Annotated in this window: 26 protein-coding genes and 2 tRNA genes; 14 read left to right on the forward strand and 14 right to left on the reverse strand. The window is 65.0% G+C overall.

The annotated features are described in order from the left end of the window. Positions 1-86: 86 nt before the first annotated feature. From Q0877_RS08580 to Q0877_RS08625, 10 genes are all read left to right on the forward strand, one after another. The gene (locus Q0877_RS08580; RefSeq protein ID WP_299167003.1) at positions 87-2003 is read left to right on the forward strand and encodes a DEAD/DEAH box helicase; all 1917 of its coding nucleotides are present in this window, start codon (positions 87-89) and stop codon (positions 2001-2003) included. 219 nt (positions 2004-2222) lie between these two features. Then, positions 2223-2294 (forward strand) — tRNA-Thr (locus Q0877_RS08585). A gap of 56 nt (positions 2295-2350) precedes the next feature. Beyond that, a tRNA-Met gene (locus Q0877_RS08590) sits at positions 2351-2424 on the forward strand. A 127-nt stretch (positions 2425-2551) separates the two neighbouring features. Beyond that, positions 2552-4003 (forward strand): ATPase, encoded by a 1452-nt coding sequence (locus tag Q0877_RS08595; RefSeq protein WP_299167004.1) that lies wholly within the window; start codon positions 2552-2554, stop codon positions 4001-4003. Between the two features lie 67 nt (positions 4004-4070). Further along, positions 4071-4637: a type 1 glutamine amidotransferase domain-containing protein gene (locus tag Q0877_RS08600; RefSeq protein WP_299167005.1), complete on the forward strand. Its 567-nt coding sequence runs from the start codon at positions 4071-4073 to the stop codon at positions 4635-4637. A 46-nt stretch (positions 4638-4683) separates the two neighbouring features. Next, positions 4684-5598: a DUF2797 domain-containing protein gene (locus tag Q0877_RS08605; RefSeq protein ID WP_299167006.1), complete on the forward strand. Its 915-nt coding sequence runs from the start codon at positions 4684-4686 to the stop codon at positions 5596-5598. Positions 5599-5618: 20 nt separating this feature from the next. Beyond that, positions 5619-5852, forward strand: coding sequence for a hypothetical protein (locus Q0877_RS08610; protein WP_299167007.1), 234 nt, complete (start codon positions 5619-5621; stop codon positions 5850-5852). 92 nt (positions 5853-5944) lie between these two features. Next, a complete protein-coding gene (locus Q0877_RS08615; RefSeq protein ID WP_299167008.1) occupies positions 5945-6394 on the forward strand; it encodes a MaoC family dehydratase N-terminal domain-containing protein in 450 nt (149 codons plus the stop codon). A 2-nt stretch (positions 6395-6396) separates the two neighbouring features. Continuing rightward, positions 6397-6837: a MaoC/PaaZ C-terminal domain-containing protein gene (locus tag Q0877_RS08620; RefSeq protein WP_299167009.1), complete on the forward strand. Its 441-nt coding sequence runs from the start codon at positions 6397-6399 to the stop codon at positions 6835-6837. Beyond that, positions 6834-7907 carry a UDP-N-acetylmuramate dehydrogenase gene (locus Q0877_RS08625; RefSeq protein ID WP_299167010.1) on the forward strand — a complete coding sequence of 358 codons (1074 nt, stop codon included), beginning with the start codon at positions 6834-6836 and terminating at the stop codon, positions 7905-7907. Before Q0877_RS08620 ends, Q0877_RS08625 begins: the two co-directional genes overlap by 4 nt. A 5-nt stretch (positions 7908-7912) precedes the next feature. Here the strand turns inward: Q0877_RS08625 and Q0877_RS08630 are convergent, their stop codons facing one another. The 12 genes from Q0877_RS08630 to Q0877_RS08685 all read right to left on the reverse strand — a co-directional run bounded on the left by Q0877_RS08630 (position 7913) and on the right by Q0877_RS08685 (position 19801). Continuing rightward, positions 7913-8341: a hypothetical protein gene (locus Q0877_RS08630; protein WP_299167011.1), complete on the reverse strand. Its 429-nt coding sequence runs from the start codon at positions 8339-8341 to the stop codon at positions 7913-7915. A 111-nt stretch (positions 8342-8452) separates the two neighbouring features. Then, positions 8453-9604 carry an aspartate-semialdehyde dehydrogenase gene (gene asd / locus Q0877_RS08635; RefSeq protein ID WP_299167012.1) on the reverse strand — a complete coding sequence of 384 codons (1152 nt, stop codon included), beginning with the start codon at positions 9602-9604 and terminating at the stop codon, positions 8453-8455. Positions 9605-9677: 73 nt separating this feature from the next. After that, complete coding sequence (locus Q0877_RS08640) at positions 9678-10085, reverse strand: hypothetical protein (RefSeq protein ID WP_299167014.1); 408 nt, start codon at positions 10083-10085, stop codon at positions 9678-9680. 4 nt (positions 10086-10089) lie between these two features. Beyond that, entirely contained in the window at positions 10090-10743 is a 654-nt protein-coding gene (locus Q0877_RS08645; RefSeq protein ID WP_299167015.1) for a hypothetical protein, read from the reverse strand. A 27-nt stretch (positions 10744-10770) separates the two neighbouring features. Further along, on the reverse strand, positions 10771-11724 hold the full coding sequence (locus Q0877_RS08650) for a hypothetical protein (protein ID WP_299167016.1): 954 nt from the start codon (positions 11722-11724) through the stop codon (positions 10771-10773). Between the two features lie 48 nt (positions 11725-11772). Continuing rightward, positions 11773-12372, reverse strand: a complete 600-nt coding sequence (locus Q0877_RS08655; protein WP_299167017.1) for a dihydrofolate reductase — start codon at positions 12370-12372, stop codon at positions 11773-11775. Further along, complete coding sequence (locus Q0877_RS08660) at positions 12369-13178, reverse strand: thymidylate synthase (RefSeq protein WP_299167018.1); 810 nt, start codon at positions 13176-13178, stop codon at positions 12369-12371. Before Q0877_RS08660 ends, Q0877_RS08655 begins: the two co-directional genes overlap by 4 nt. 39 nt (positions 13179-13217) lie before the next feature. After that, positions 13218-13880 (reverse strand): hypothetical protein, encoded by a 663-nt coding sequence (locus tag Q0877_RS08665; protein WP_299167020.1) that lies wholly within the window; start codon positions 13878-13880, stop codon positions 13218-13220. A 759-nt stretch (positions 13881-14639) separates the two neighbouring features. Next, positions 14640-15605, reverse strand: a complete 966-nt coding sequence (locus Q0877_RS08670) for an NUDIX hydrolase (protein ID WP_299167021.1) — start codon at positions 15603-15605, stop codon at positions 14640-14642. Next, positions 15605-17830, reverse strand: a complete 2226-nt coding sequence (locus Q0877_RS08675; protein ID WP_299167023.1) for an RNA degradosome polyphosphate kinase — start codon at positions 17828-17830, stop codon at positions 15605-15607. Before Q0877_RS08675 ends, Q0877_RS08670 begins: the two co-directional genes overlap by 1 nt. A gap of 70 nt (positions 17831-17900) precedes the next feature. Then, complete coding sequence (gene mshD, locus Q0877_RS08680) at positions 17901-18884, reverse strand: mycothiol synthase (protein WP_299167024.1); 984 nt, start codon at positions 18882-18884, stop codon at positions 17901-17903. Positions 18885-19096: 212 nt separating this feature from the next. Continuing rightward, the gene (locus Q0877_RS08685) at positions 19097-19801 is read right to left on the reverse strand and encodes a response regulator transcription factor (RefSeq protein WP_299167025.1); all 705 of its coding nucleotides are present in this window, start codon (positions 19799-19801) and stop codon (positions 19097-19099) included. Positions 19802-20044: 243 nt separating this feature from the next. On the opposite strand from Q0877_RS08685, the gene Q0877_RS08690 reads away from it, so the two are divergent. From Q0877_RS08690 to Q0877_RS08705, 4 genes are all read left to right on the forward strand, one after another. Next, positions 20045-20779 carry a hypothetical protein gene (locus Q0877_RS08690; protein WP_299167027.1) on the forward strand — a complete coding sequence of 245 codons (735 nt, stop codon included), beginning with the start codon at positions 20045-20047 and terminating at the stop codon, positions 20777-20779. 198 nt (positions 20780-20977) lie between these two features. After that, complete coding sequence (locus tag Q0877_RS08695) at positions 20978-21577, forward strand: FABP family protein (protein WP_299167028.1); 600 nt, start codon at positions 20978-20980, stop codon at positions 21575-21577. Positions 21578-21639: 62 nt separating this feature from the next. Then, positions 21640-22725, forward strand: a complete 1086-nt coding sequence (locus Q0877_RS08700) for a folate-binding protein YgfZ (RefSeq protein WP_299167030.1) — start codon at positions 21640-21642, stop codon at positions 22723-22725. Continuing rightward, positions 22722-23120, forward strand: a complete 399-nt coding sequence (locus tag Q0877_RS08705) for an ankyrin repeat domain-containing protein (RefSeq protein ID WP_299167032.1) — start codon at positions 22722-22724, stop codon at positions 23118-23120. Before Q0877_RS08700 ends, Q0877_RS08705 begins: the two co-directional genes overlap by 4 nt. A gap of 61 nt (positions 23121-23181) precedes the next feature. Here the strand turns inward: Q0877_RS08705 and Q0877_RS08710 are convergent, their stop codons facing one another. Beyond that, the gene (locus tag Q0877_RS08710; protein ID WP_299167033.1) at positions 23182-23913 is read right to left on the reverse strand and encodes a GNAT family N-acetyltransferase; all 732 of its coding nucleotides are present in this window, start codon (positions 23911-23913) and stop codon (positions 23182-23184) included. Between the two features lie 44 nt (positions 23914-23957). Next, complete coding sequence (locus tag Q0877_RS08715) at positions 23958-24983, reverse strand: 6-phosphofructokinase (protein WP_299167034.1); 1026 nt, start codon at positions 24981-24983, stop codon at positions 23958-23960. Positions 24984-25048 lie beyond the last annotated feature (65 nt).

Here is a 25048-nt window from a genome sequence, read left to right on the forward strand (position 1 = left end):
CTGCCGCGGGATTGAAACAGCGCTGGATTTCCTGTTCATGCGGCTCATCAGACGCCGCCCGGCTCCTAGTGAAGGTCAACTTCCCCATGCCTGAAAACCTGTCCCCTGACGTTACTGCCACTCCTGAAACCGAAACTCCGGATGTGAAGTTCACCGACTTCAACCTGGACGGCCGCGTGCTCGCCGCTCTTTCCGACGTCGGCTACGAAAAGCCCTCACCCATCCAGGCCGCAACCATTCCGGCACTGCTGGAAGGGCGCGACGTCGTCGGTCTCGCGCAGACCGGAACCGGCAAGACCGCAGCGTTCGCTATCCCCGCGCTCTCCAGAATGGCGGAGCTCGCTGACCTCAACGGTCCCGCCAAGTTCACCCAGGTCCTCGTTCTCGCTCCGACGCGTGAGCTCGCGCTGCAGGTCGCAGAGGCGTTCGCCTCCTACGCCAAGCACATCGACAACTTCACCGTGCTACCGGTCTACGGCGGATCCGCGTACGGCCCCCAGCTGGCAGGCCTTCGCCGCGGCGCACAGGTAGTGGTCGGCACCCCCGGCCGCGTCATCGATCACCTGTCCAAGGGATCGCTGGACCTGTCCAACCTGCAGTACCTCGTGCTCGATGAAGCTGACGAGATGCTGCGCATGGGCTTCGCCGACGACGTGGAGCAGATCCTCGCAGGTACCCCGGAGGACAAGCAGGTTGCGCTGTTCTCGGCGACCATGCCGAGCGCCATCCGCCGCATTGCACAGAAGTACCTGAACAACCCGCAGGAAATCACGGTCAAGTCGAAGACCACCACCGGCGCCAACACCCGGCAGCGGTTCCTGCAGGTCATGGGCCCGCACAAACTCGACGCGATGACGCGCATCCTTGAGGTCGAGGACTTCGACGGAATCATTGCCTTCGTGCGCACCAAGATGGCCACTGAAGACCTGGCGGACAAGTTGCGTTCCCGGGGCTTCCAGGCTGCTGCCATCAACGGTGACATTCCCCAGCAGCAGCGTGAGCGCACCATCGAGGCATTGCGCGACGGCAAGATCGACATCCTCGTGGCAACGGACGTAGCAGCCCGTGGCCTTGATGTTGAGCGCATCTCCCTCGTGGTCAACTACGACATCCCGCATGACACCGAGTCCTACGTTCACCGTATCGGCCGCACCGGCCGCGCGGGCCGTTCAGGCGATGCCATCCTGTTCATCACCCCGCGTGAGAAGTACCTGCTGCGTTCTATCGAGAAGGCAACGCGCCAGCCGGTCGAGCAGATGCACCTGCCCTCCACCGAGGCCGTCAACGAGCTGCGCCTGAACAAGTTCGCGGAGCGCATCACCGAAACCCTCGCCACTGAGGACGTCTCAATCTTCCGCGACCTGATCGCCAACTACGAGAACGAGCACAACGTGCCCGCCGCGGAGATCGCCGCAGCGCTTGCCGTCATGTCCCAGGGCGGTAATCCCATCCTGGTCAAGGACATCCCGCAGGCACCGGCAGGCCAGAAGGAGCGCGCAGGCGGACGCAAGGATGCCTTCGGCTCCCGCGGACCCACGCGCACCCTCACCGAGGGCAACGCCACCTACCGCATCGCGGTCGGCCGTCGCCAGCGCGTGATGCCCGGTTCCATCGTTGGAGCTATCGCCAACGAAGGTGGACTGTCGTCGTCGCAAATCGGCGGAATTGACATCCGCGCGGACCACACCCTGGTGGAGCTCCCTGCTGAGCTCTCCAAGGACCAGTGGCGCGCGCTGTCCAAGACCCGCATCGGCGGCGAACTGATCCACCTCGAGCTGGACAAGGGACGGCGCCCCAACAGCGACCGCCCCGCCGGCGACTTCAAGAAGCCGCACCGCAAGGGTGAGGGCTACCGCGGTGACCGCGGACACGACGGCGGCTTCCGCGCCGAGCGCTCCCACGACGGCGACTTCCGGTCCGACCGTGGAGCGGCCTCAGGCGAGCGCAAGCCGCGTCACCAGAAGGGCGCAGGCGCCGGTAACGGACGCCGCGAAAAGTGGTAGTTCCAGTACCCTGATTCGACGCCGACTGCAGCATCCGTAGAAGCGCCGTTGTTGTGCAGGCTCGTGGGAAGTTCCCCACGTTTCTGCGCAACAGCGGCGCTTTTCGCTGTATGCAGCGGGGGCCGGCGTCGTCGTTTCCAGGGTCCATCAGCGAAGTGAAAAGCACCCCGCGACCCGATTTTTCAGCACGCGATTTAGCTGGTAAAGTTTTCTGCTGTTGCCCCCCTAGCTCAGTGGTAGAGCGCGTTCTTGGTAAGAACGAGGTCACCGGATCGATTCCGGTGGGGGGCTCTCAAATGGGAGGCCCGCTGCAGATCGTAAGATTGAATGCGGGCAGTCTCATTTATGGCGGTGTAGCTCAGCTGGTTAGAGCGCACGACTCATAATCGTGAGGTCGCGGGATCGAGTCCCGCCACCGCTACAGATAAACAGGCCGGCGGCTCGCAACGAGCTGTCGGCCTGTCGCTTTCCCGCCGCAATGCCGGAATCGGGCTGTGGTCAGCCTCCTTATAGTATGGGGCGCGAGGCACATCGACAGGACAGGAACCATGACTGACAACGATTCGGCCTGGGGGCCGGGCGAGAACCCGGAAGATTTCCCAACCCGCGCAAGCCGACGCCGCTCCGGACGTGAGCCGGGAACTGGGCCCATTTCCGAGGTTCCGCGTTTTGCGGACCGTTTCTCGCCGTCTGCCGGACAGAGCTCCCAGCCCGGCTCCGCAGCGGAGGCGGAAGACGCCAACGAGGACGCCGTGCGTCGTCCTGTACTCGACATCCGCTTCGACGAGTCAGCCCACGGTGTCCGCACCATGTCCGTTCCAGTCGTGATACCCCAGCAGGAATCGGCTGTCACCGGCACCGTTCCGTCGGTGACCCCGGTTGAGCCTCCATCGTCGGCGTCCCCAGCCGGCAACCTGCCTTCCGTTCCCGTAACAGCACCGTCCAACGCATCGGAGGACCGGATGCATCCAGAACCTGTCACCAGCACGACGACGCCAGTCACCACCCTGCCTGCCGATCCGGCAGTGCCGCATCCGCCGGCTGATCCGCCGCGGCAATCGCGACGGCAGGAGGCCTCCGAAGGACGGCGTCGCTCCTTTCTTGCCCCCGACAACGGCACCGTTCCCGCGGAGACAGGGTTCCGCGGACTGCTGTCACGGATTGGTATCCGCATTGCGCCGTCGCAGAGGGAGCTGACCACCCGCGCACATACCCGCGCGGTCAGCCAGCACTGGCCCGGCCCGCGAACCATCTCGGTTGTGAACGGCAAGGGCGGCGCAAACAAAACACCGACCACGGTCATGCTCGCAGCGGTTTTCGCCCGGAACGGAGGGGGACCGGTGCTCGCGTGGGACAACAATGAAACCCGCGGCACCCTGGGGTGGCGCACTGAGCAGGGCCCGCACAACTCCTCGGTGATGGACCTCCTGCCGGAGACCAGCCAGCTGCTGGCACCCTCGGCGCAATCCGCCTTGCTGGCGCGCTACGTCCACCACCAGACGGAAGACAAGTACGACGTCCTGCGTTCCAAGCCGGACGTCCTGGCGTCGGAACAGAAAATTACCGCGGACGATTTTGATGCGCTGCACGAGGTGGCCTCCAAATACTTCCGGCTGAACATCGTGGACTCCGGAAACGATGAAACCGCAGAGCGCTGGCTTCGCATGATCAGCCACACCGACCAGCTGGTCATCGCAACCACCACACTTGAGGAGCATGCAGAGGCGGGGGCGCTCCTCCTTGAAGCACTCCGCGCACGGGGCGGTCAGTACGCGGAATTGTCGCAGAACGCCGTGGTCATTGTCAGCCAGTCGGACAAGAACGGTACCGCTGCGCAGGCCCAGCACATTGCCGACGGTTTTGCGCAGCTTGCCCGTAGCGCCGTCACCATTCCCTACGATGTGGCGCTGCTGAAGGGCCGCATCCGCTGGGGCGCGCTCAAGCCGGCAACACAGGCAGCATGGCTTGCCGCGGCGGCCGCGGTGGCGGACGGACTGTAATAGTCAGGTTGCTTATCATTCCGATCATTCCTAGGCTGGAGAGGTAAGCCAACGGAATGGAGGAAGCATGACTATGCACGATATTTCCGGAAAGAAAGTGGCCTTCCTGCTCACGGACGGCGTCGAACAGGTTGAGCTCACCAGCCCCTGGGAAGCGGTCAAGGGCGCCGGCGGAGTACCGACGCTTGTAGCCCCTTCCGAGGGCTCGGTGCAGGGCTTCAATGGCACAGACAAGGGTGATACGTTCCCGGTCGATCTCACGGTGAGCCAGGCAAAGGCCGAGGACTTCGACGCGCTGGTACTGCCCGGCGGCGTAGTGAACGCTGACCATCTTCGCGTGGACAAGGACGCACAGGCTTTCACCCGTAGCTTCTTTGAGCAGCACAAGCCCGTTGCAGCTATCTGCCACGCACCGTGGTTGCTCATTGAGGCAAGTGTGGTCAGTGGCCGCTCTATGACGTCCTACCACACGCTCGAAACCGACCTCCGTAACGCCGGTGCCCAGTGGACCGACGACGAGGTTGTGGTGGACAAGGGCTTCGTCACCAGCCGCAACCCCGATGACCTTCCGGCGTTCAACGACAAAATGCTCGAAGAGATTGCCGAAGGTCAGCACGAGGGGCAGACAGCCTGACCTCCCCTTAGACGGTTTGACCAGGACGGTCCGGTAGCGTGGCGACATGCTCACCGGACCTTTCCTTTGCCACGGCGTGTCCTGGAGCCGGTCCGGCCCGTCCCTGGCGATCGCTACCCCGCAGGGTGTTCCGACGTCGATGCAGTTGACTCAGTTGCCGACATTTCTCGGCTTTCGCGTCCTCAGCGACAGGGGTGAAAGGTTCTGCCTCGGCTACGCGAAGGTACTGGGACCCACCGACCGGCGGGCCTTTCCCTGCCCGGAACAGACGACGGCGGCACGCGGCTATCAGTGCGGGCCCTGTTTCGCGCGGGATGACTTCCGGTTCATGCACGACGTTCACCGTTCCGGTGTAGCACCCGACGGGCTCGCCGCCTACCTCGCGCAGGAGCACTGGCTCTATGTTGCAACCTTCGCCGACGGTTCCACCAAGGTCGGAACAGCCTCGCACCGCAGCAAGTGGAGCCGTTTGACCGAGCAGGGCGCCGTCGTCGCCCGCTATGTCGCTCACGCCGACGATGGTCGGGTGGTGCGGGTCCTTGAAGACGCCGTGACGCGCCATGCCGGGTTGCCGCAGGCGGTCCGATCAGCGGCGAAGACGGCGGCCCTCGCCCGTCCTCTGGCTGAGGTGGAACTGGACAACGTGAATGAGGAGGCAGCCGGCGTCGTGCGCGGGTTGCTGGCGGAGGGGATGGATATCGACGGCTTCACAGCTGTGGAGGAGCAGTGGCGCCCGCCAGAGAGCTGGAAGCGGATCCTGGCGGCGCGGGCACCGGTCTATCCGCCGAGCCTTGAGTCCGGGGACCATGGCGGGACCGTGCAGGCCCTGCTCGGTCAGACGGCGCTGCTGGACGTAGCAGAAGGGCAGTTCCTGCTGAACCTAGCGCTGCTGCGCGGCCGCCGCATTGAGCTTGGCGAGTTCCGTTCCCCGCCGATCGCCGTCCAGGACGAGCTGTTCTAGCGCTTCGGTAAGGTTGAGGGATGCTCAACACACCCTGGGACACCGGATCGCCGCTGTACCGGAAGCTCGTGATCACCGCACTGATCCTCACCGGCGTCGGCATTCTGCTGGCCATCGCCGGAGCGATGCTCCAGACAGATCCGATGGTGTTCGCAGCGCTGCCCATCATCATCGCGGGGATGGCAGCGCACCTGGCAGGTCTCATTGTCCGCGGCCGTGATGCCCGCCGCCGTATCCGCCCGCCGCAGACCTGAGGGACGTAACGCGGCAGTCCGTCGGCACACCAGGACAGCTAGGCTGGGACAAGCAATTCGAGCGCCGGAAAAGCCCGGAAACAAGGAGTTTCATGACGATCAATCCCGACCTTCAGGGGCGCAGCTATCCCGCCGCCGAGGTCTACACCGTTGGGCGCGAGAAGATTCGCGAGTTTGCACAGGCCGTCAAGGCGACGCATCCGTCGCACTTCGACCCTGAGGCGGCGAGGGCGCTCGGCCACCGCGACATCGTGGCCCCGCCGACGTTCGCCATCATCATCGCCCAGCGGGCCGACGCGCAACTGATCAACGACCCGGAGGCTGGGATTGACTTCACCCGTGTTGTCCACGCTGACCAGCGGTTCATCCACCACCGGCCGATCGTTGCCGGCGACGAGCTGGTCGCCGAACTTCACGTGGACCAGGTCCGCGCCATGGGCGGAGGAGCGATGATCACCACCCGCGCAGAAATCTCCACCGTGGAGGGCGAGAAGACGGCAACAACCATGTCATCCATCCTGGTGCGTGGGGAGGAGCAGTAAGCATGGCGATTACGTTGGCAGACCTTGAAACGGGCCAGGAGATTGGCCGCTCCTCGATTGATCTCACCCGGCTGGACCTCGTGAAGTACGCGGGCGCATCCGGCGACTTCAATCCCATCCACTGGAACGAAACCTTCGCACGCGGCGTGGACCTGCTGGGCGTCATCGCCCACGGAATGTTCACCATGGGTTCTGCCGTTCAGCTGGTCACTGACTGGATCGGCGACCCGGCCGCCGTGATCGACTACCAGACCCGCTTCACCCGACCGGTGGTGGTCGCGGACACCACCGCGCAGCCCGGCCAGGCCGGCGCGGTCATCGAAGTCGTCGGCGTCGTAGGCAAGGTGGATCCGGACAATTCGACCGCACGCATCGATCTGACGGTCTCCGCCGACGGACAAAAGGTGCTCGTCAAGGCACAGGCAGTGGTGCGGATCTGGTGACGTCCCTCGCCCAGTTCACCACGTCACGGGTTGGCGGGCCCGCCCGCAAGTTCGTGGAAGCGCGCACGGAAGCCGAAATCATCGAGGCTGTCCGCTCCGCCGATGACGCGGGGGAACAGCTCCTGCTGATCGGCGGGGGTTCGAACCTGTTGATCGCGGACAGCGGCTTGGCCGGCACGGTGGTCCGGATTGCCTCCACCGGCTTCACAGTGAACGACGACGACGCCACCTGTGGAGGGGTGATGGTCACCGCGCAAGCGGGTCAGCCCTGGGAGGAGCTCGTCGAATACACGGTGCGCCACGCCTACTCCGGGCTGGAGGCGCTGTCCGGTATTCCGGGCTCGACCGGCGCGGTACCCGTGCAGAACGTCGGTGCGTACGGCGCCGAAGTATCCCAAACCGTTGCCATGGTGCGCACCTACGACCGCGAAACCCGGTCGATCAAGTCACTGGCCAACTTCGACCTCAAGTTCGGGTACCGCGACTCCCTCCTCAAGCGCACCACCGATGCCGGATCTCCCCGTTATGTGGTGCTGACGGTCCAGTTCCAGCTGGGACTCGGGCGTATGGGCGCACCGGTGCGGTATGCAGAACTGGCACGGGAACTCGGCATTGAGGTGGGCGGGCGAACCTACGCCAATGACGTGCGCCGCGCCGTGCTCAAGCTCCGGGCAGCCAAGGGTATGGTGTTGGACTCCGCTGACCGGGACACCTACAGCACCGGATCCTTCTTCACCAATCCGATAGTGGAGGCCACGGCAGCGGAATCACTGCCGGAGGGTGCTCCGAGGTACCCGATGCCTGACGGCTCGGTGAAGTTGAGTGCTGCCTGGCTGATTGAGCAGGCAGGATTCGGCAAGGGCTTCGGGCTCGCCGACGACGCCGGTTACCGTGCAGCCGGCGGCAGGGCCTCCCTCTCCACCAAGCACACGCTTGCCGTCACCAACCGGGGAGAGGCTTCATCGGAGGATCTCCTGAGCATCGCGCGGCTGGTGGCGGACGGGGTGCAGGAGCGTTTCGGGATCCGGCTGCACCCGGAGCCGTTACTGATCGGCTGTTCTCTGAACTGAGCAGCTCATGTCGTTGCCCGTCGCCGTGCCTTCTCAGCGGCCGCGCGGGTCTGCATGACCGCGTGGCGGTGCCACCGGCTGTCCACCAGTTCGCGGCTGCACAGCCACTGCACCAGGCGCGAGACCAGACTGATCTGGGCGAGCCGGTCATGGAAATCGGCCAGCAGCCAGGTATTGCTGAGGAAGCGGGGAAGCGCGAACACGAGCTGCTCGGCGCCAAGAAGTCGTTCGAAGGCACCCTCCGACTCAAACTGCCGTTCAAGGGCGAGCAGCGTGGCCGTCTCTGTGCTGACGGTGCAGTCCCCTTCCTGCTCGAGGAAGAGCCGCAGGTGGGCCAGTACGCGCCCGTAGCGTTCAACTGTTGCGGGGTGGCGTCCTGCGGCGCTTGCAGAGAAGTACCGCGTCAGGACCTGATCTACCGGAATCTGATTCATGCAGCACAGTCTGCACCGCACCTCTGACATTTTTCTAGAACGCGCATTCGAAGGATGCTGGACGCTGCAATACTTCCTCGCCAGAGAGCTCTCGAAGAGGTAGGAGCAGCCCTAGAGGTTGCCCGTGGCGATGAGGAGCATGCGGCGCAGCGGTTCGGCTGCACCCCACAGGAGCTGATCACCCACGGTGAAAGCACTGATGTACTCCGGGCCCATTTCCAGTTTGCGGATGCGTCCAACGGGGATGTGCAGCGATCCGCTGGCAGCCACGGGGGTGAGCCCGGCAACGGTGGCTTCCTTGGTGTTGGGCACCACGGTTGCCCACTCGTTGTCCTGGTCGATCAGAGATTCAATTTCGTTCACCGACAGGTCTTCGGTGAGCTTCAGAGTGAGGGCCTGCGAGTGCGAGCGCATGGCGCCGATCCGCACGCAGAGGCCGTCGAAGGGGATCCGGGCTCCGTCGATGTCCTTGCCGAGGATCTTGTTGGTCTCGGCGCCGGCTTTCCACTCTTCCTTCGACTGCCCGTTGCCGAGGTCCGCGTCGATCCACGGGATGACTGAACCGGCGAGAGGCACTCCGAACTGGGACGCGTCCAGAAGGGGGTCTTTCTGCTGGGCCAGCACGACACGGTCGATGTCGAGGATGGCTGATGCTGTGTCCGCAAGATTCTCGGCTACGGCGCCGTGAATCGATCCGAACTGGTTCAACAGCTCCCGCATGTGCCGGGCTCCGCCGCCGGAGGCCGCCTGGTACGTCATGGACGTGCCCCACTCCACCAGGCCGTTCTTGAACAGTCCGCCCAGGCCCATCAGCATGCACGAGACCGTGCAGTTGCCGCCGATGAAGTCGCGTACACCCCGGCCCAGTCCCGCGTCGATGACATCGCGGTTGACCGGGTCAAGCACGATGATGGACGCTTCCTCCATGCGCAGTGTGGAAGCGGCGTCGATCCACAGGCCGTCCCATCCGGCGTCGCGCAGCTTGGGGTACACCTCCGAGGTGTAGCTTCCACCCTGCGCGGTCACGATGATGGGCAGCTTTGCCAGGGTCTCGACGTCGTACGCATCCTGCAGCGGAGCAGCGCCCTCGGCAAACGACGGCGCTGCTCCACCGGCGTTGGACGTGGAGAAGAAGACCGGGTTGATGAAGCGGAAGTCGCCCTCGTCCTGCATGCGCTGCATCAGGACTGAGCCGACCATCCCACGCCAGCCGACCAGACCGACGGAGGGCACGGAAGAAGGCGAGTTTGCTGCGGAAGTCATGGATTAAGTCTAGGGGAACCGGTCAAACTGCCCGCAGCCGTTACACGAATGACGTCAAACAACGACGCCGATCCTAGTACGCCGGCCGCGGTAGCCCACGCGCTTCACGGAGCTTGTGCGCGCGCCACTCCCGCAAGAGATTCCGCACCGCGTACACCTCGAACAGGATCAGGAGAGCCGGAATTACCAGGAACCCGATCATTTCTGAATTGCCTTCAACCAGGACATTCTGCAGCGGGAGGTAGAGAAAGATGCCGATGATGACCGCGATAGCGACCACGTAGACGAGATGACCCCAGCGCGTGTTGATACGCGGGCCCAATCCGGTGCGGCCCACCCCGTACTCCTCCCGTGTGTAGCTCACCAGCTCACCGTTGATCCCGCGCGTCAGCACACGATTCTCACCGGTCCGCGCTACCTGCTCCTCGTGTGCGGCCCTCGTCCGGGTATCTCGACGTTCCCGCTCGGCGTCGTAAACCAATGTTTCAGTCCTGTCGTAGTGCGCGTAGTCGGGCCAGCACATCGCTTTCGGACAGGCCCCGCTCGGATTCAACGGAATCTGCCCCCGGCAGTCGGTGTCCAACAGTCCAGGCGCCCTCTTCAACCTTGATCAGCAGGTCAGCGGCTTCGGGGGTTTCGCGGTTCTTCACGATTGCACCGCCGTCCGGATGTTCGGCACAGTGCGACTGCACGATGAAGAGATTCGCTTCGGCGCCGGTGATGTCCGGCCGCTTGGCCATCGCGAACCAGGTGAGATGGCTGCGCGGTTGCATCAGGATCTCGTACTCCGCAGATTCGATGGAAATCACGCTGTCCGAGTAGCTGGGCGCAATCAGGCTGATCTCGATCCTGCGCTGGGCGGTGGTAAGCGCACGGGTCACGGCGGCCACGGGCCCGCCGACCGAGAGCACGCCGTCGTTGTCGGGGAAAGCCAGCCCGCGCGCCACCAGTGAGGAGCCGCCCGCCGCAACAATGCGGGTCTCCCCGATTTCATCGCTCACCCGCAATGCCGCGGCACTCGCGGTTGCGGCTGCGCCCGGCGCAAGGTTCAGCAGTGCTGCCACCTCGGCGAACCCGAACCCAATGGCGTCGGGATACGGGCTGTCGGCCTGCTCAGGCTTCGACACGGTCTCGGTCATCGTGCTGCTCCTCGTGCAATTGAAGTCCTAGAAACCAAAGAAATCACCTACAGCTTCGGCGCCGTCGACTAGAGCGCCGCCCACGTCCTCAGCGGTGTCGGCGATTGCCCCGCCCACCGCATTGACGGCGTCGTGCACCACCGGGACGTTGTCATAGATGGCAAGTGCTCCGCTGGCCACCATGGCGACGGTGCCGACCGGCGGGGGGAAGAAGGAGGCCACCCCGAGAGCCGTCTTGGCGCCAGAGTAGATCGCATCGCCCGTGTCCCCGTTATTCAGGTGGTTGATCGTGTCGTACAGGTCCAGCCCGGTGCCGACGACGCCGAGCCCCTTGCCCAGGATGTCGAAGGCCGTGAACGCCCGGGAGCCTTCTGTCAGGTTCAGCGCCGTATGCCAGTTCCCGTCGAACAGGTCACCGGAGGTGTTGAAGAATCCGCTGAGCATGTTCGAGTTGCGGAAAGCCGTCCAGGCGGCAGGGTCTCCGAACCCGCTGCGCAGAGCCGGCGTCAGCATCGCGCCGATGTCGAAGAGCCCGGCGCGTATGTTCGGGAACGCCTTGATGAGCTGGTAGATGTCCCAGCCGTCACGGAAGGGGGAGTCGGGCCCCAGCAGCCAATCCGGCCCGGGGACGTCTTCTCCAGGCAGGGGCGCGCGCTCCTGGTTCCCCGCGCGCGTCATTCCCGGGGCACCTGGTCCTCCGGGGCCATCGGCGTCCGAACTTGTGCGCTCCTGGTCGGCGGCCTGCTCCAACAGCTCGGATTTGGCCCGGTCGAGGCTCGTGGAGGCAGACAGGATCTGCATCCGCAACACGGTGTTCCACTGCTGGCGGGTGCGATCGGCGTCGCTGCCCTTCCAGAACCCGGGATTGTTGACCACCGCGGAAACGCTGGCCGAGATGTCGAGCAGCGATTGTGCTCCTGTACCGCAGTGCTGCGCCAGCGAGCGCAGCTGATCCGGGTTGGCCCCCAGCGTCCCAGTCATTTTTCCCCGTGTCTTTTCCCGCGCCTGATCTTCGTCCCGACCCTGAGACTACCCAGCGGAGGGGGTGTCCCGCGATGGGGAGGGCTGCCCACCGCCCTCGGCCCGGGTCCACAGGCTGATCCGGAAGCGGGTGCCGTTCCGGGCGGTGGTCCAACCCTCCGACGGTTCAACTCCCGTGAGGTTCCACGACTGAGCCAACGCGGGCGCGTAAGTGTCGCCCTCAACAGCAGTATCGATCACCGTCACGAGAGCAGCATTGGCGTGCTCGGTCGCCTCCGCATATATCTGTCCGCCGCCGATAATCCAGATTTCGTCAGCACCCTCGCTGCCGCGTGCCTCCCTGAGGGCCTCCTCAAGCGAGCCGACGACGACGGCACCCGGATAGTCTGACCCGTCCAGTTCCTGCCTGCTCACCACGATGTTGGTGCGGCGAGGCAGCGGACGGTACTTCTCGGGGAAAGACTCCCAGGTGCGCCTTCCCATGATGACGGGGTGGCCTTCAGTGGTGCGTTTGAAATGGGCGAGGTCTTCGGGCAGGTGCCAGGGCATGCTGCCATCTCTGCCGATCACGCCGTCGACCGTCTGCGCCCAGATCATGCCGATGACAGGCGACCCGACCAGCGCCGCTGCGTTCAAAGGCTCACTCATACGGCGATCGGCGCCTTGATGGTGGGGTGGTGCTGGTAATTCTCGACCGTGAAGTCCTCGAGCTCGTAGTCGAAGATGCTCTCGGGCTTCCGGTTCAGGCGCAGCGCCGGGTAGGGGTAGGGCTCGCGGGACAGCTGCTCGGCAACCTGCTCGAGGTGGCTGTCGTAGATGTGGACGTCGCCGCCGGTCCAGACAAACTCGCCGGGCTCCAGTCCCACCTGCTGCGCGACCATCAGCGTGAGCAGCGCGTAGGAGGCGATATTGAACGGTACGCCAAGGAAGGTGTCCGCGGAGCGCTGATACAGCTGGCAGGACAGCTTGCCGTCCGCAACGTAGAACTGGAAGAGGGCGTGGCAGGGCGGCAGCGCCATGTTCTCGATCTCGGCGACATTCCAGGCCGAGACAATGTGCCGCCGGGAATCGGGATTGGCCTTCAGCCCTTCGATGAGGCGCTCGATCTGGTCGATGTGGCCGCCGTCGGGCGTGGGCCAGGAACGCCACTGCACGCCATAGACAGGGCCCAGCTCGCCGTCGTCGTCGGCCCATTCGTTCCAGATCCGGACTCCGCGCTCCTGCAGCCAGCGGACGTTTGAGTCACCGCGAAGGAACCAGAGCAGCTCAAGGGCGACAGACTTGAAGTGCACGCGCTTGGTGGTGATCAGGGGAAAGGACTTCGCCAGATCGAACCGCAGCTGCCGTCCGAAAACGCTGCGGGTGCCGGTCCCAGTCCGGTCCGATTTCGGCGTGCCGTTGGCCAGGACATCGCGGAGCAGGTCTTCGTAAGGAGTGGGAAGCGGGGTAGTCACGGCACCAAGTCTAATGTTCTTCCGGCGGCGCTGACCTCGTCATGGGTAAAGGGCCTTCGCCTCGCCAGCCTCTTCGGTGGCTGGCGGTCGAACCGGTCCGGGAAGCAGCACGATGATGGCGGCGAGTGCAAAAAGCAGTGCGTTCGCGGTAGTCACCGCCGTTGATACCCCGGCCGACGGCGGTTGGTAGACCCCGAGCACCGTGGACAGAGTCAGCGCATGGGTGCTGATCAGGGACGCGGTCAGCATCAGCATTGCCGAGGTGAGCGCCCTGAAAACCCTGTACAGGGTCACTGCCCTCAGCAATCGGTCCTGCGCACCGTCCGCGTGCGACAGCGGTGGCCGGGTGAGGGATAACCATGCCCCCGCCGCAGCCAACACGAAGAGCAGGAGCACAGCTGCGAGCCACAGAATCGATCGTGCAGATACCGACGACGACGCATGAACCAGGACCGCAGCAGTCGCCAGAGCGATGCAGGTGGATGCAGGAAGGGCCACGCACAGCCAGACTGGTAAGAGACCGCGGATAGGCACGCGATGTCTGACCCCGGGGGCGTGGTTTTTGCGAAGCAGGGCCTCGACGCCGATTTGGATCGCGAGGAATGCCGCATACCCACTGACGATCAGAACCAGCGGAGCCGCGCTGTCTGACGAGTACCAAATTGCCAGCACGATCGGTATCCCGGGCACGATCAGCAGCATTGATGCCAGTCGCCATGCCGGTCAGTGAAAGGATCGTTGTGCGCAGCAGTCGATTGATAGCGATTTTCCGGACCACTACGTCGTCTTCGGCGCTCAGTGTCGGAATCCGCCGTCGTCGTACGATCACCAGCACTGCCAGCAGCACGCCTGTCAGGAGAGCAACAAGCGCTGCGCCGAGCACTGTCGCGAAATAGGCGCCATCCACGCGGTCGGCGACGGGAATTACCGCTTCGCCTCGAGTCCGGGATTCACCGGAAACTCCGGGGAGGGATGCAGAGGCAGCAATCAGCGATCCAGCGAAAATTGCGACGACGACGGTGGCAAGAGCGAGGTTCCGGGGTAGGAAGTCGATTCCTCTTCGAGCGGACGGATCAGCGATGCGCACTGCTGCCCTCGATCGAGGCCAGGTGAACTGGGCGGTGACGTAGATTCCGCCCAGGGCAATCATGGGAGCGGATGTCTGGACAAGGACGGTGAGAAACCCCTGGCTCTCCAGATAGGCGAGTCGCTCATCGACCCACACCGGCCCCAGCTCTCGAAACCGCTGGTTGTTGGTTGCTCCGCTCGCGAACAGCGCGATGACCGCGGTCCACAAGCCGTGAGTTCGCGCCGCCTGACGAGGGTCAAAATTCCTGGACGGCGTGTAGGACGCAAATCGAAGAACTCCATAAACAAGCAGCGCTCCGATACAGAGCCCCAGCAATGTTGACGTGACCGGATCCATCGTTCCCCCAAGGTCGTTCGAAGTTCGCTTCCCGCTCAGTCGTCGTAGGCGCGGAACTGCTCAACCGAGACGACTTTCCCCGCCTTTTTGGAACTTACCTGACAGATGATGGCCTCACCCGGCGCCAGGTACGGATCGGACACCGGCAGCATCTTCCCCAGCCTGGCCGGCATGTGGGTCCGAAGCGCGTCGAACAGCAGCGGCAGCACCGGGCGATGGCTGCACACGGCCACCGGAACGCGCCGGTCGAACAGCTTCTCCACCGTGTTGCCCGCCCGTGCGGGCTTGCGGGCTGCATTGTGTTCGGTGATGGCGTCGACCAACTTCAGCTTGGCGTTGGACCTCTTGACGTAGGGCATCACCGTCTGCACGCACCGGTCCCAGGGGCTGCTCACTATCCGTTCGGGGGACCAAGCCTGCAGCAGGCGGCTCACTGCCTGTGCCTGCCGCCGCCCGGTTGCAGCCAGCGGGCGCTCGCCTTCCGCCCGGGTCCAGGACGAGCGGGGCTTCGCCTTTGCGTGACGGACGATGATCAGCGGCCAGGTAGCCAGATTGTCTTCGGCAAACGCCTCCACCAGGGCCTCCAGCGGCTCCCGGTCCGATGGGTTGCTGAGCAGCCCGGCTGCACGCTCCGGAGAACACCACAGGAAGTCGTCAACCTCCTTGCCGTCCGGCGTAAGCGTCAAGCCGTCGGCTTTGGCGGCCCAGTAGTGAACCACCTTGAGCCCGGAGGCTACGGGGTACTCGATGGTGGGCAGCGGGATGCCGAGCTTCACCGTGATGCCGATTTCCTCGCGGACCTCACGGACGGCACACTCCGGGGTTGTTTCACCGGCGTCGATCTTGCCTTTGGGCCAGGACCAGTCATCGTAGCGGGGACGGTGGATGAGCAGGACTTCCAGTGCACCGGATCGCTTGCGCCAACACAGCGCACCGGCAGCGACGACGGCGGCGCCCTCCCTGCTGTGCTCCCTGTCGACCGCCGTGTCAGGCTGCGTCATCACTGGCGGGCAGGTCGCAGACGACTGCGTGAGCGGGATGCCAGCAGCCAGGACTGCACATCGCTGAGCGGATTGCCGTCGTCGTCCTTGTGATGCCGGATCCACTCGCCGTCGCTGTCCAGGTGCCAGCTCGCGGTACCGCTGTCGAGGTAGCGGTCCATCAGTGAGATCAGGTAGGTGATGTGCTCCGGTGAGGACAGTTGGACCAGCGCCTCCACGCGGCGGTCGAGATTACGGTGCATCATGTCGGCCGAACCGATGAACACCGCCGGATCACCCGCGTTGGCGAACACGAAGACGCGTGAGTGTTCGAGGAACCTGCCGAGGACTGAACGCACGGTGATGTTTTCGCTCAGCCCGGGAATGCCGGGGCGCACGGAGCAGATGCCGCGAACAATGACGTCGACCCTCACTCCGGCCTGCGACGCGCGGTACAGCGAGTCGATGAGCGCTTCGTCAACGATCGAGTTCACCTTGATGGTCACACGGGATTCCAGGCCTGCCTGGCTGTTCGCGATCTCCTGCTCAATGCGTTCGATGAGGCCCGAGCGGACTGAGCGGGGCGCGACGAGCAGTCGCTTGAACGTCGACTTGGGCGCATACCCGGAGAGCTGGTTGAAGAGCCGGGAGAGGTCCTCGCCCACCTCGTGGTTGGCGGTGAGCAGCCCCAGGTCCTCGTAGTAGCGGGCGGTGCGGGGGTGGTAGTTGCCGGTGCCGATGTGGCAGTAGCGGCGGAGCCCGTCGATTTCCTGGCGCACTACGAGGGAGAGCTTGCAGTGCGTCTTCAGGCCTACGATGCCGTACACCACATGCACGCCTGCCTGCTCCAGCTTCCGCGCCCACGAAATGTTCGCCTGCTCGTCGAACCGGGCTTTGATCTCCACAAGGGCCAGGACCTGCTTGCCCGCCTCCGCCGCGTCGATCAGGGCATCGACGATGGGGGAGTCCCCGGACGTGCGGTACAGGGTCTGCTTGATCGCCTGGACCTTCGGGTCCACAGCGGCCTGTTCGAGGAACGCCTGCACGGAGGTGGAAAAGGAGTCATACGGGTGGTGCAGGAGGATGTCCCGGCGTCGCATCGCGGCGAAAACGTTCGCGGCCTTCGAGGTTTCGCTCTCGTTGAGGTCGCGGCTGGTGTGCGCCACATGTTTTGGGTAGTGGAGGTCGCCGCGGTCAATCCGCGCGATCACGCTGAGGCCGCGCAGGTCCAGCGGGGCGGGCAGATCGTAGACCTCGTCTTCTTCGACGCCCAGCTCCCGGGAAAGCAGCGCCCGGATGCTGGGGTTGATGTCGGTGGTCACTTCGAGCCGTACAGGCGGGCCGAACCGGCGCCGCAGCAGCTCCTTTTCGAGCGCCTGCAGCAGATTCTCGGCGTCGTCTTCCTCGACCTCGAGGTCCTCGTTGCGGGTGACGCGGAATGTGTGGTGCTCCAGGACCTCCATGCCGGGGAACAGCTGGTCCAGGTGGACTGCTATTACCTCTTCGAGCGGGATGAAGCGTGCGGTCCTGCCGGCCACGTTTCCGGCGCGCGGCCCATCCACGGAAATGAGGCGCGGCAACTGATCCGGCACCTTGACGCGTGCAAAGAGTTCCTTATCGCTCACCGGATTGCGCACGACGACGGCGAGATTCAGCGAGAGCCCGGAAATGTACGGGAACGGGTGCGCAGGATCCACCGCGAGCGGGGTCAGGATGGGGAAGACCTTCTCCGCGAACAGCTTGTTCAGATCCTGCCGCGCAACGTCGTCAAGCTGGTCCCAGGTAGTGAGGTGAATATTTTCCTCAGCGAGTGCCGGCCGGATGTGCTCGGCAAAAATGGCGGCGTGACGGCGCTGAAGCGCCAGCCCGTCGGTCATGATCGTCTCGAGCTGCTCGATGGGGCTCAGCCCGGCGGCCGAGGGCACGGCGAGGCCGGTGGCGATGCGGCGCTTCAGGCCGGCTACACGCACCATGAAGAACTCGTCCAGGTTCGAGGCGAAGATGGAGAGGAAGTTCACCCGCTCGAGCAGCGCCAGATCCGGGTCTTCCGCGAGATCGAGCACGCGGGCGTTGAAGTGGAGCCAGCTCAGCTCGCGGTCCAGGAAGCGGTCGGCGGAAATTTCACCTTCCGGCAGCAGGCTCGGGGCGAACTCAGGGATGTCGATGCGGTCCTGGGTTGCCCGTGCAGGAGCCACTTCGGACGATCCATACCGTGCCGGTACCCGGGCGGCGGTTTCGGCTTCCATAGTGTCTCCTTCGGTGGTTTCGGCCGGCGCTTACCTGCCGTGTCGCAGTGGGCTGAAGCCCTCCTCAACCTTACAAGTCTGCTTTGTTGCCCGGCGCGTACATGACATCAACGTCCCACCGCGTGAAGCCCAGCGAACGGTACAGCGCGACGGCGGCAGTATTGTCCGCGTCGACGTACAGCATGATCGCCTGCAAACCCAGCGAATGCAGGTGTTCGATCCCGGCGATGGTCAAAGCCTTTCCGAGCCCCATGCCCTGCGCAGCGGGGGTCACCCCGACCACGTACACCTCACCGATGGCGGGGTGCTTGCCGCTGCGCGGGTGGACCTTGGTCCAGTGGAAGCCGAGGAGCTGACCATCCGCCTCCCGCACCGCGAGGATCAGCCCGTCCGCATCGAACCAGTCCTCCGCCATGCGCGCCTCAAGGTCTTCGGACGTCATGGCGCCCTGCTCGGGATGGTGCGCAAATGCGGCGGCGTTCGCGTCCAGCCAGGACTGCTCGTCCCTGCCCCGTTCGAAGGTGCGCAGGCGCACTCCGTCGGGGACAACGGCGTCGGGCACTGTCGCTTCAAGCGCGGCACGTGTCTGCCGCATGCGCCATAGTTCACGGACGGGGGTGTACCCGGCCGTGGACGCGAGTTCGACGGCGGCGGCATGGTTGCCATGCGACCACACCCGCAGCTCCGGCAACTGGTGCTCCTGCAGCGCGCGGACCAGGCTCGTGCCGACGCCCTGGTTACGGTAGGTGGGCCGGACCACCAGTTCCAGCACGCCCGGCTGCTCCTCAGAGCGGGGAAGGCTGACGACGGCGACGCCGGCCAGCTCCTCGCCGGCCACACCCTCACCGTCGCTGGCGTAGGTCGCAAAGACCAGCAGGGAGTCCGGGTGTTCGTGCGACGCACGTAAATTCACCAGCGTCTGTTCAGACAGGGGAGGGTTGCCGTCAGCGTCCTCCGCAGCCCGCGCCAGTCCGACGATGTCCGCCAGGACCTCATCGCGTGGAGCGCCGCCGATGGTGAGGATGGGCCAGGTGGGTGCATTAGCTGCGGTCATCTGATCAGCGTAGCCGTGTGCATCGCGGTTCCGGGAGGGCTTTTGGCAGCATCGGCAGGGTGTTGTACGCTTTTCTAGCGCTCGAAAGGGTGCAACCGGGGGGATGCGCCAGTGGGGCGCCCTCGATACGTTCGACCCGTATGTCCTCCACGAACAGCACTGCGAAAACATCAGAGGCTTCCTCTCCGCACTTCGGGGGAGGGAGCCTCTGTCTATGCCTGCTGGGGAACAGCTGAGTCGCCGGGCTGCCGGGTCAGCGTGAACCGGTAGCCGACGTTCCGCACCGTGCCGATCAGCTGCTCGTGGTCGGCACCAAGCTTGGCGCGCAGCCGGCGCACATGGACATCGACGGTCCGGGTGCCCCCGTAGTAGTCGTACCCCCACACCTCGTGCAGCAGCTGGTCGCGGGTGAAGACCCGCCCGGGATGCTGCGCAAGGTATTTCAGGAGCTCGAACTCCTTATAGGTGAGGTTCATCGGCTCGCCGCCGACGCGCGCGGTATAGCTCGCTTCATCAATGACGACGCCGGAAGCGTGAATCTCGCTCGATACCTCCTCGGCCGCAGTGTTCGCTCGCGAGATGACGAGGCGCAGCCGCGCCTCAACCTCGGCCGGACCGGCTGAGTCGAGGACGACGTCGTCGGCCAGCCAATTCGCGGACACGGCGGCCATGCCGCCTTCCGTAAGTACGAGCATCAGCGGAGCACTGAGCCCGGTGGCACGCAGCAGCTGCGTCAGCGAGCGGGCACCCACCAGATCCTTGCGGGCGTCAATGATGACGACGTCGCTTGGTTCAGTTTCGAGCAGGGCGGTGGGTTCGGCCGGCAGGATGTGCACCTTGTGATTGAGCAGTTCAAGCGCAGGCAGGATATCCACGGATGAGCCCGGGCTGTTCGTCAGCATCAGGATGTGCGGCATGTGTCCTCCAGGGATTGGGACGCGCATCATCGGGCGGGCGCAGCGGTGACCGGTGAGCCGTGAACAGGAGAACATTCCAGCGGGCCGGCAGCGGATTCGGTCCAGTATACCGGTGTGACTGGCGGCACGCCGTAACATCCCGCGGGGAAACGCCACCAACCAGGCGAACCGCAGCATGCCGGAGCAGGCTGCCGCTTTCGACGCCTCCCGCATGGGTAGTGCAGTATTGCAGGGGTGAGGATCATGATGGCGGCACTGGTCGCGGCGGGCGCACTGACGGCTATTGTCGGCGCATCCTACGTGTCACTGGCGGTGAACGCCGCCGTCGTCGTGGTGCTGATCCTTGTGGCGGCGATCGGATGGCCGCATGTGCTGGGAGTTCCGGCGCGCAAGAGCCAGTCGACGGCCATCGCCCTCAGCGCGATCGCGGCGTGCGCCGCCGCCTACCTGGCTCCCTCCGGGGCTGCGCTCACCTGGCTGCCGGTTGCGGTGGCCCTCGGTGTCGGCGCGATCTTCCTCATCCAGCTCATCCGCGGAACCGGCCAGAGCCACCGGCTCGAATCGACGCTCGGGGCCAGCTCCGGAGTGTTGCTCATCGCACTCGGGGCGGGCTGGATCGCAGCTGAAAACCTCGCCATCAATGCGGGAACCTCCGGCGTCACACTCGTTACCGGGATCAGCGTCCTCGTGGCCATTGCCACCGCACTGCTGCCCTGGCCGGACCGGATGGTCGGGCCGCTCGGGGTTGTCCTCGCGGCGCTCGCCGGACCATTGTGCGCGCTGGTGTTCACCGACGTCGAAGGCCTTGCCGCAGCGATCATCGGCGCGGTGTGCGGTGCTGTCGTGGTGGCAGGCCGGCGCCTGGTGATCAGCAGGGATGCGCCCCTGAACGCTGCCGCAGTCCTGGCCGTCGGCATAGCCCCGATCCTCGGCATCGGCTCGCTCGTGTACTTCCTCGAACGGCTCCTGCTGAGCTGACAGTGCGTTACGGCACCGACGTGACGCTCATCATGGCGCGGGCGGAAGATACACGGCGTTAGGATGGATCCATGTCAATTCTTGCGCTGGAAATCTTCTTCATCTCGCTGCTGGTCATCGCGGGCCTGGGCATGGCCGGTTTCGCTGCACTCGTTGTCGCACGCCTGTACAAGGGCCAGAAGTAGCATCCGCTGATCCATGTCGTATGAGATACCCACAGACCTGACTCCCGAGCTTGTTCCCCTGTCCTGGCTGCTGGGCACGTGGGAAGGTTCCGGCAGGCTCGGCGAGGGCAACGCGGATTCGGAGCACTTCTTCCAGCGTGCCACCTTCACCCAGCATGGCCTGCCCTATGTGCAGTACACCGCGGAGAGCTGGCTCACCGATGAAGAGGGCAACACCCTGCGTCCGCTGTCGGTGGAGACCGGATTCTGGGCGCTGGACCGCAAACTGAACGACGCCGACGTCGGCCCCGGTCTGTCGCCGGCGGACATCGTGCCCGCCCTGAAAAGTGCCGACGAGGTTGAACAGTTCCGTAATGAGGCGGGCGGGTTTGACATCACTGCCACCATCGTCCATCCGGGCGGCATCGCGGAGCTGTACTACGGGAGCATCAAGGGTCCGCAGATCCAGCTCACCACAGACCTCGTGATGCGCGGGCAGCACTCCAAGGACTACTCGGCGGCCACGCGCCTGTTCGGACTGGTCAGCGGTGACCTGTACTGGCGCTGGGACATAGCAGCGAACGGCAGCTCGCTCGAACCGCATGCCTCCGCGATCCTCAAGAAGACGTCCTGAGCCGGTATTCCTTGGAATCCGCCGCTGGAATACCCGCGACCGCCAAGAACGTTGCCAACGGTATGACCTACTCAAGCCCGCTACTTTCCCTGCCCGGCGCTGTTGCTGCCGGCGCACCCGATGAGGGCGTGGCGGCGCACTACGGCGATCCGCTCCGCGAACAGCGCGCGCTCGCCCGCGGGGAAGCCGTCGTCGACCTCTCCCACCGCGGCGTCGTCACCGTGTCCGGCCCCGACCGCCTGAGCTGGCTCAACACCCTTTCCTCGCAGCTCCTGCTGGACCTCGCGCCGGGCGAATCCACCGAAACGCTCCTGCTCACCGTGCAGGGTCGGATTGAGTACAGTCCTCGAGTGGTCGACGACGGCGCCACCACCTGGCTGCTGACCGAAAGTTGGGAAGCCGCTCCACTGGCACAGTGGCTGGACCGCATGAAGTTTATGCTTCGGGTGGAAATAGCGGACGTCACTGCCCTCTGGGCGACGGTCGGTTCGGTCAAGCCGGTCGAACGGTTCGGGGAGAACCTCACCTGGATTGACGCGTGGCCCAACATCCGTACGGGCGGGTACTCCTACAGCGTTGTGGAGGAGGGCTCGCACCCGGGCGCAGAGCGTCCCTGGCATGAATACCTGGTTCCCCGCCCCGATCTCGCGGAAGCCGTGAACGGTCTCACCCTGGCGGGAATGATGGCGTCGGAAGCCCTGCGCATTGCGGCCTGGCGTCCGCGGCTCGGTGTAGAAACGGACGAGCGCACCATCCCGCACGAGCTCGATCTGCTGCGCACAGCCGTCCACCTCTCGAAGGGCTGCTACAAGGGCCAGGAGACAGTCGCCCGCGTTCATAACCTCGGGCATCCGCCGCGGCGGCTTGTCTTCCTGCAGTTGGACGGCAGCCAGCACACCCTTCCGGAGCGCGGCAGCGCCGTCGTCGTCGGAGGACGAACGGTGGGTACGCTCACCTCCGTCGGGCAGCACTACGAGATGGGCGCGGTGGGCCTGGCGGTCATCAAGCGCAGCGTGGATCCTGACGCCGCCGTCGACGTGGTGGACGGTGAGGAGCACTACGCGGCCGCACAGGAACTGATCGTCGCAACGGACGCCGGGCAGGTTGTCGGCCGTCCCACCGGACTGCTGAAAGGCGGGCGGGTATGACCGCACAGGGCTCAGATCCCTCAGCCGACGCAGCCATCGCGCTGGCCCACCGGCTGCTGGATGCAGCACGGGAAGGCGACGGCGCAACGCTGCGTCAGTACCTTGACGCCGGGGTGCCGGCGACGCTGACCAACGCTGCCGGGGACAGCCTGCTGATGCTCGCCGCGTATAACGGGCACGCCTCGGTGGTTGCCGATCTTATTGCGCGTGGAGCAGATGCCGAGGCGCCGAATGACCGCGGTCAGACTCCGCTGGCCGGAGCAGTCTTCAAGGGCTACTCCGACGTGGCGAGGGTCCTGCTGGACGCAGGCGCAAGCCCGGACGCCGGAACGCCGTCAGCACGCGATGCCGCCACCATGTTCGGCCGCGCTGACATGCTGGAGCTCTTCAGCTAACCCTTCTCTCGTTCTTCCCGGGCTTCCGCTACGTCCGGTCCTTCGCCGTCGCCCTGCGCCGCTAGGCCGCGCCGCCCTCCAGCACAACGGAGGTCTGGCTTCCCACGCGGACAAACCCCGCGCTGAGCGCTGTGCGTTGTGAGGCAGTATTGTCCGTGCGCGCCCGCCACTGCGGGATCAGCCCGGCAGCCATGGATTCCTCGACCGCGATTGATGCGGCGTAGGACGCCCGTCCCCGCTGTCGTTCAGCCGGAGCCGTCAGCACGCCGAGGTGCGCCAGGATGCCTTCCCAGATGTCGTAGCCGGCGCCGGCGAGGGGGAGCAGAGGATCGGAGGAGTCGTCCACCAGAACGCAGGTGTGCTCCATCGCGCTGAGTCCCACCTCGGCGACGTCGTCCGGCGGGCAGAGCCGCTCAAGCGCGAGCGCGTGTTCGGTGTCGCTGCTGACCGGCGGACCGTCGTCAGGGAAGGTGGGCAGGGTGTCGCAGAAATACAGGAAAGCTTCGCCGAGCCCCCTTCCGCCGCGCGGCCGGCTCATGGACAACAGCGTTGAATGCCGGGCCAGTTCGGCGCCGGGCAGGCTCTTCGCCTCATCCAGCGCCCAGGTGGGCCCCACCAGCGCTTCCTTCCCGAAGAGGGAGACGAAGCTGAGCAGCGGGGCGCTGTTGTCCTCACGGTAGATGCGGTTCCGGCCGCCGGCGGCCATGGCATCGTCGTCGAGCCCCAGCAGTCTGGACCAGGCGAGCTGAATGATCGAGATGGTGCCGGGTTCCAGATTCGTCCCGAATTTCATGGAACAACGTTAGCTGAACGGGGCTCAGCGGCAGCAGACGGCTCTCAGCCGAAGAGAATGGCCGCTTCGTCGTAACGGTGCTGCGGAACGCACTTGAGGTTGCCCAGCGCGGCATCGAAACCGACATGGGCGATCTCGGTGCCGTTGAGCGAAACCATGGTGCCCCATAGCCCGTTGATGACCGAGTCCACGGCTGCCATCCCGAGGCGGGTGGCCAGTACCCGGTCGAACGCGGAGGGCACGCCGCCGCGCTGGATGTGGCCGAGTACCGTGGCGCGCGTCTCGATGCCGGTGCGGGATTCGATTTCGGGGGCGAGCTGGTCGGCGATGCCACCCAGCCGCGGCCTGCCGAAGGTATCCAGGCCACGTTCGGAGTGCGCCTGTTCCATGTGCGCGGGGACGAAGCCTTCGGCGACCACAACCAGCGGCGCGCGTCCGCGGTCCCTGGCATCAGTGACCCATTCGCAGATCTGTTCCATTGAGGTTTGTTGTTCCGGGATGAGGATGGCGTGCGCGCCCGAGGCCATGCCAGCGTGCAGCGCGATCCAGCCCACGTGACGGCCCATGACCTCGGCCACCATGCAGCGGGAGTGGGATTCACCGGTGGTGCGGAGCCGGTCGATGGCCTCGGTGGCGATCTGCACGGCGGTATCGAAGCCGAAGGTGTAATCGGTGGCGTCGAGGTCGTTGTCGACCGTCTTGGGAACGCCGACGATCTTCAGCCCGGCGTCAGTCAGGCGCTTGGCCGCTGCGAGCGTGCCTTCGCCGCCGATGGCGATCATTGCGTCGATGCCGAGCCGGTCAAGGGTGGCCTTGATGGCGTCGGGTCCGCCCTTGCCCTCGAAGGGGTTGGTGCGGGACGTGCCCAGAATGGTGCCGCCCTGCTTGGAAATGCCTCGAACCGCGTGTCGGGGAAGATCGATGATGTCGCCCTCCACCACGCCCCGCCAGCCGTCACGGAACCCCACGAACTCGAGGTTGTCGGTCTTGATGCCCTTCAGTACAGCTCCGCGGATCACCGCGTTGAGTCCGGGACAGTCGCCTCCGCTGGTGAGGATTCCAATCTTCATTAAGGCGTTTTCCAATCAATCGTGGACGGGGAATCGAGAAGAGCGCCTCTTTGAGCCCTCTATGA

Origin of the sequence: uncultured Arthrobacter sp. (assembly GCF_947495145.1) — a bacterium.
Taxonomy (GTDB): domain Bacteria; phylum Actinomycetota; class Actinomycetes; order Actinomycetales; family Micrococcaceae; genus Arthrobacter_D.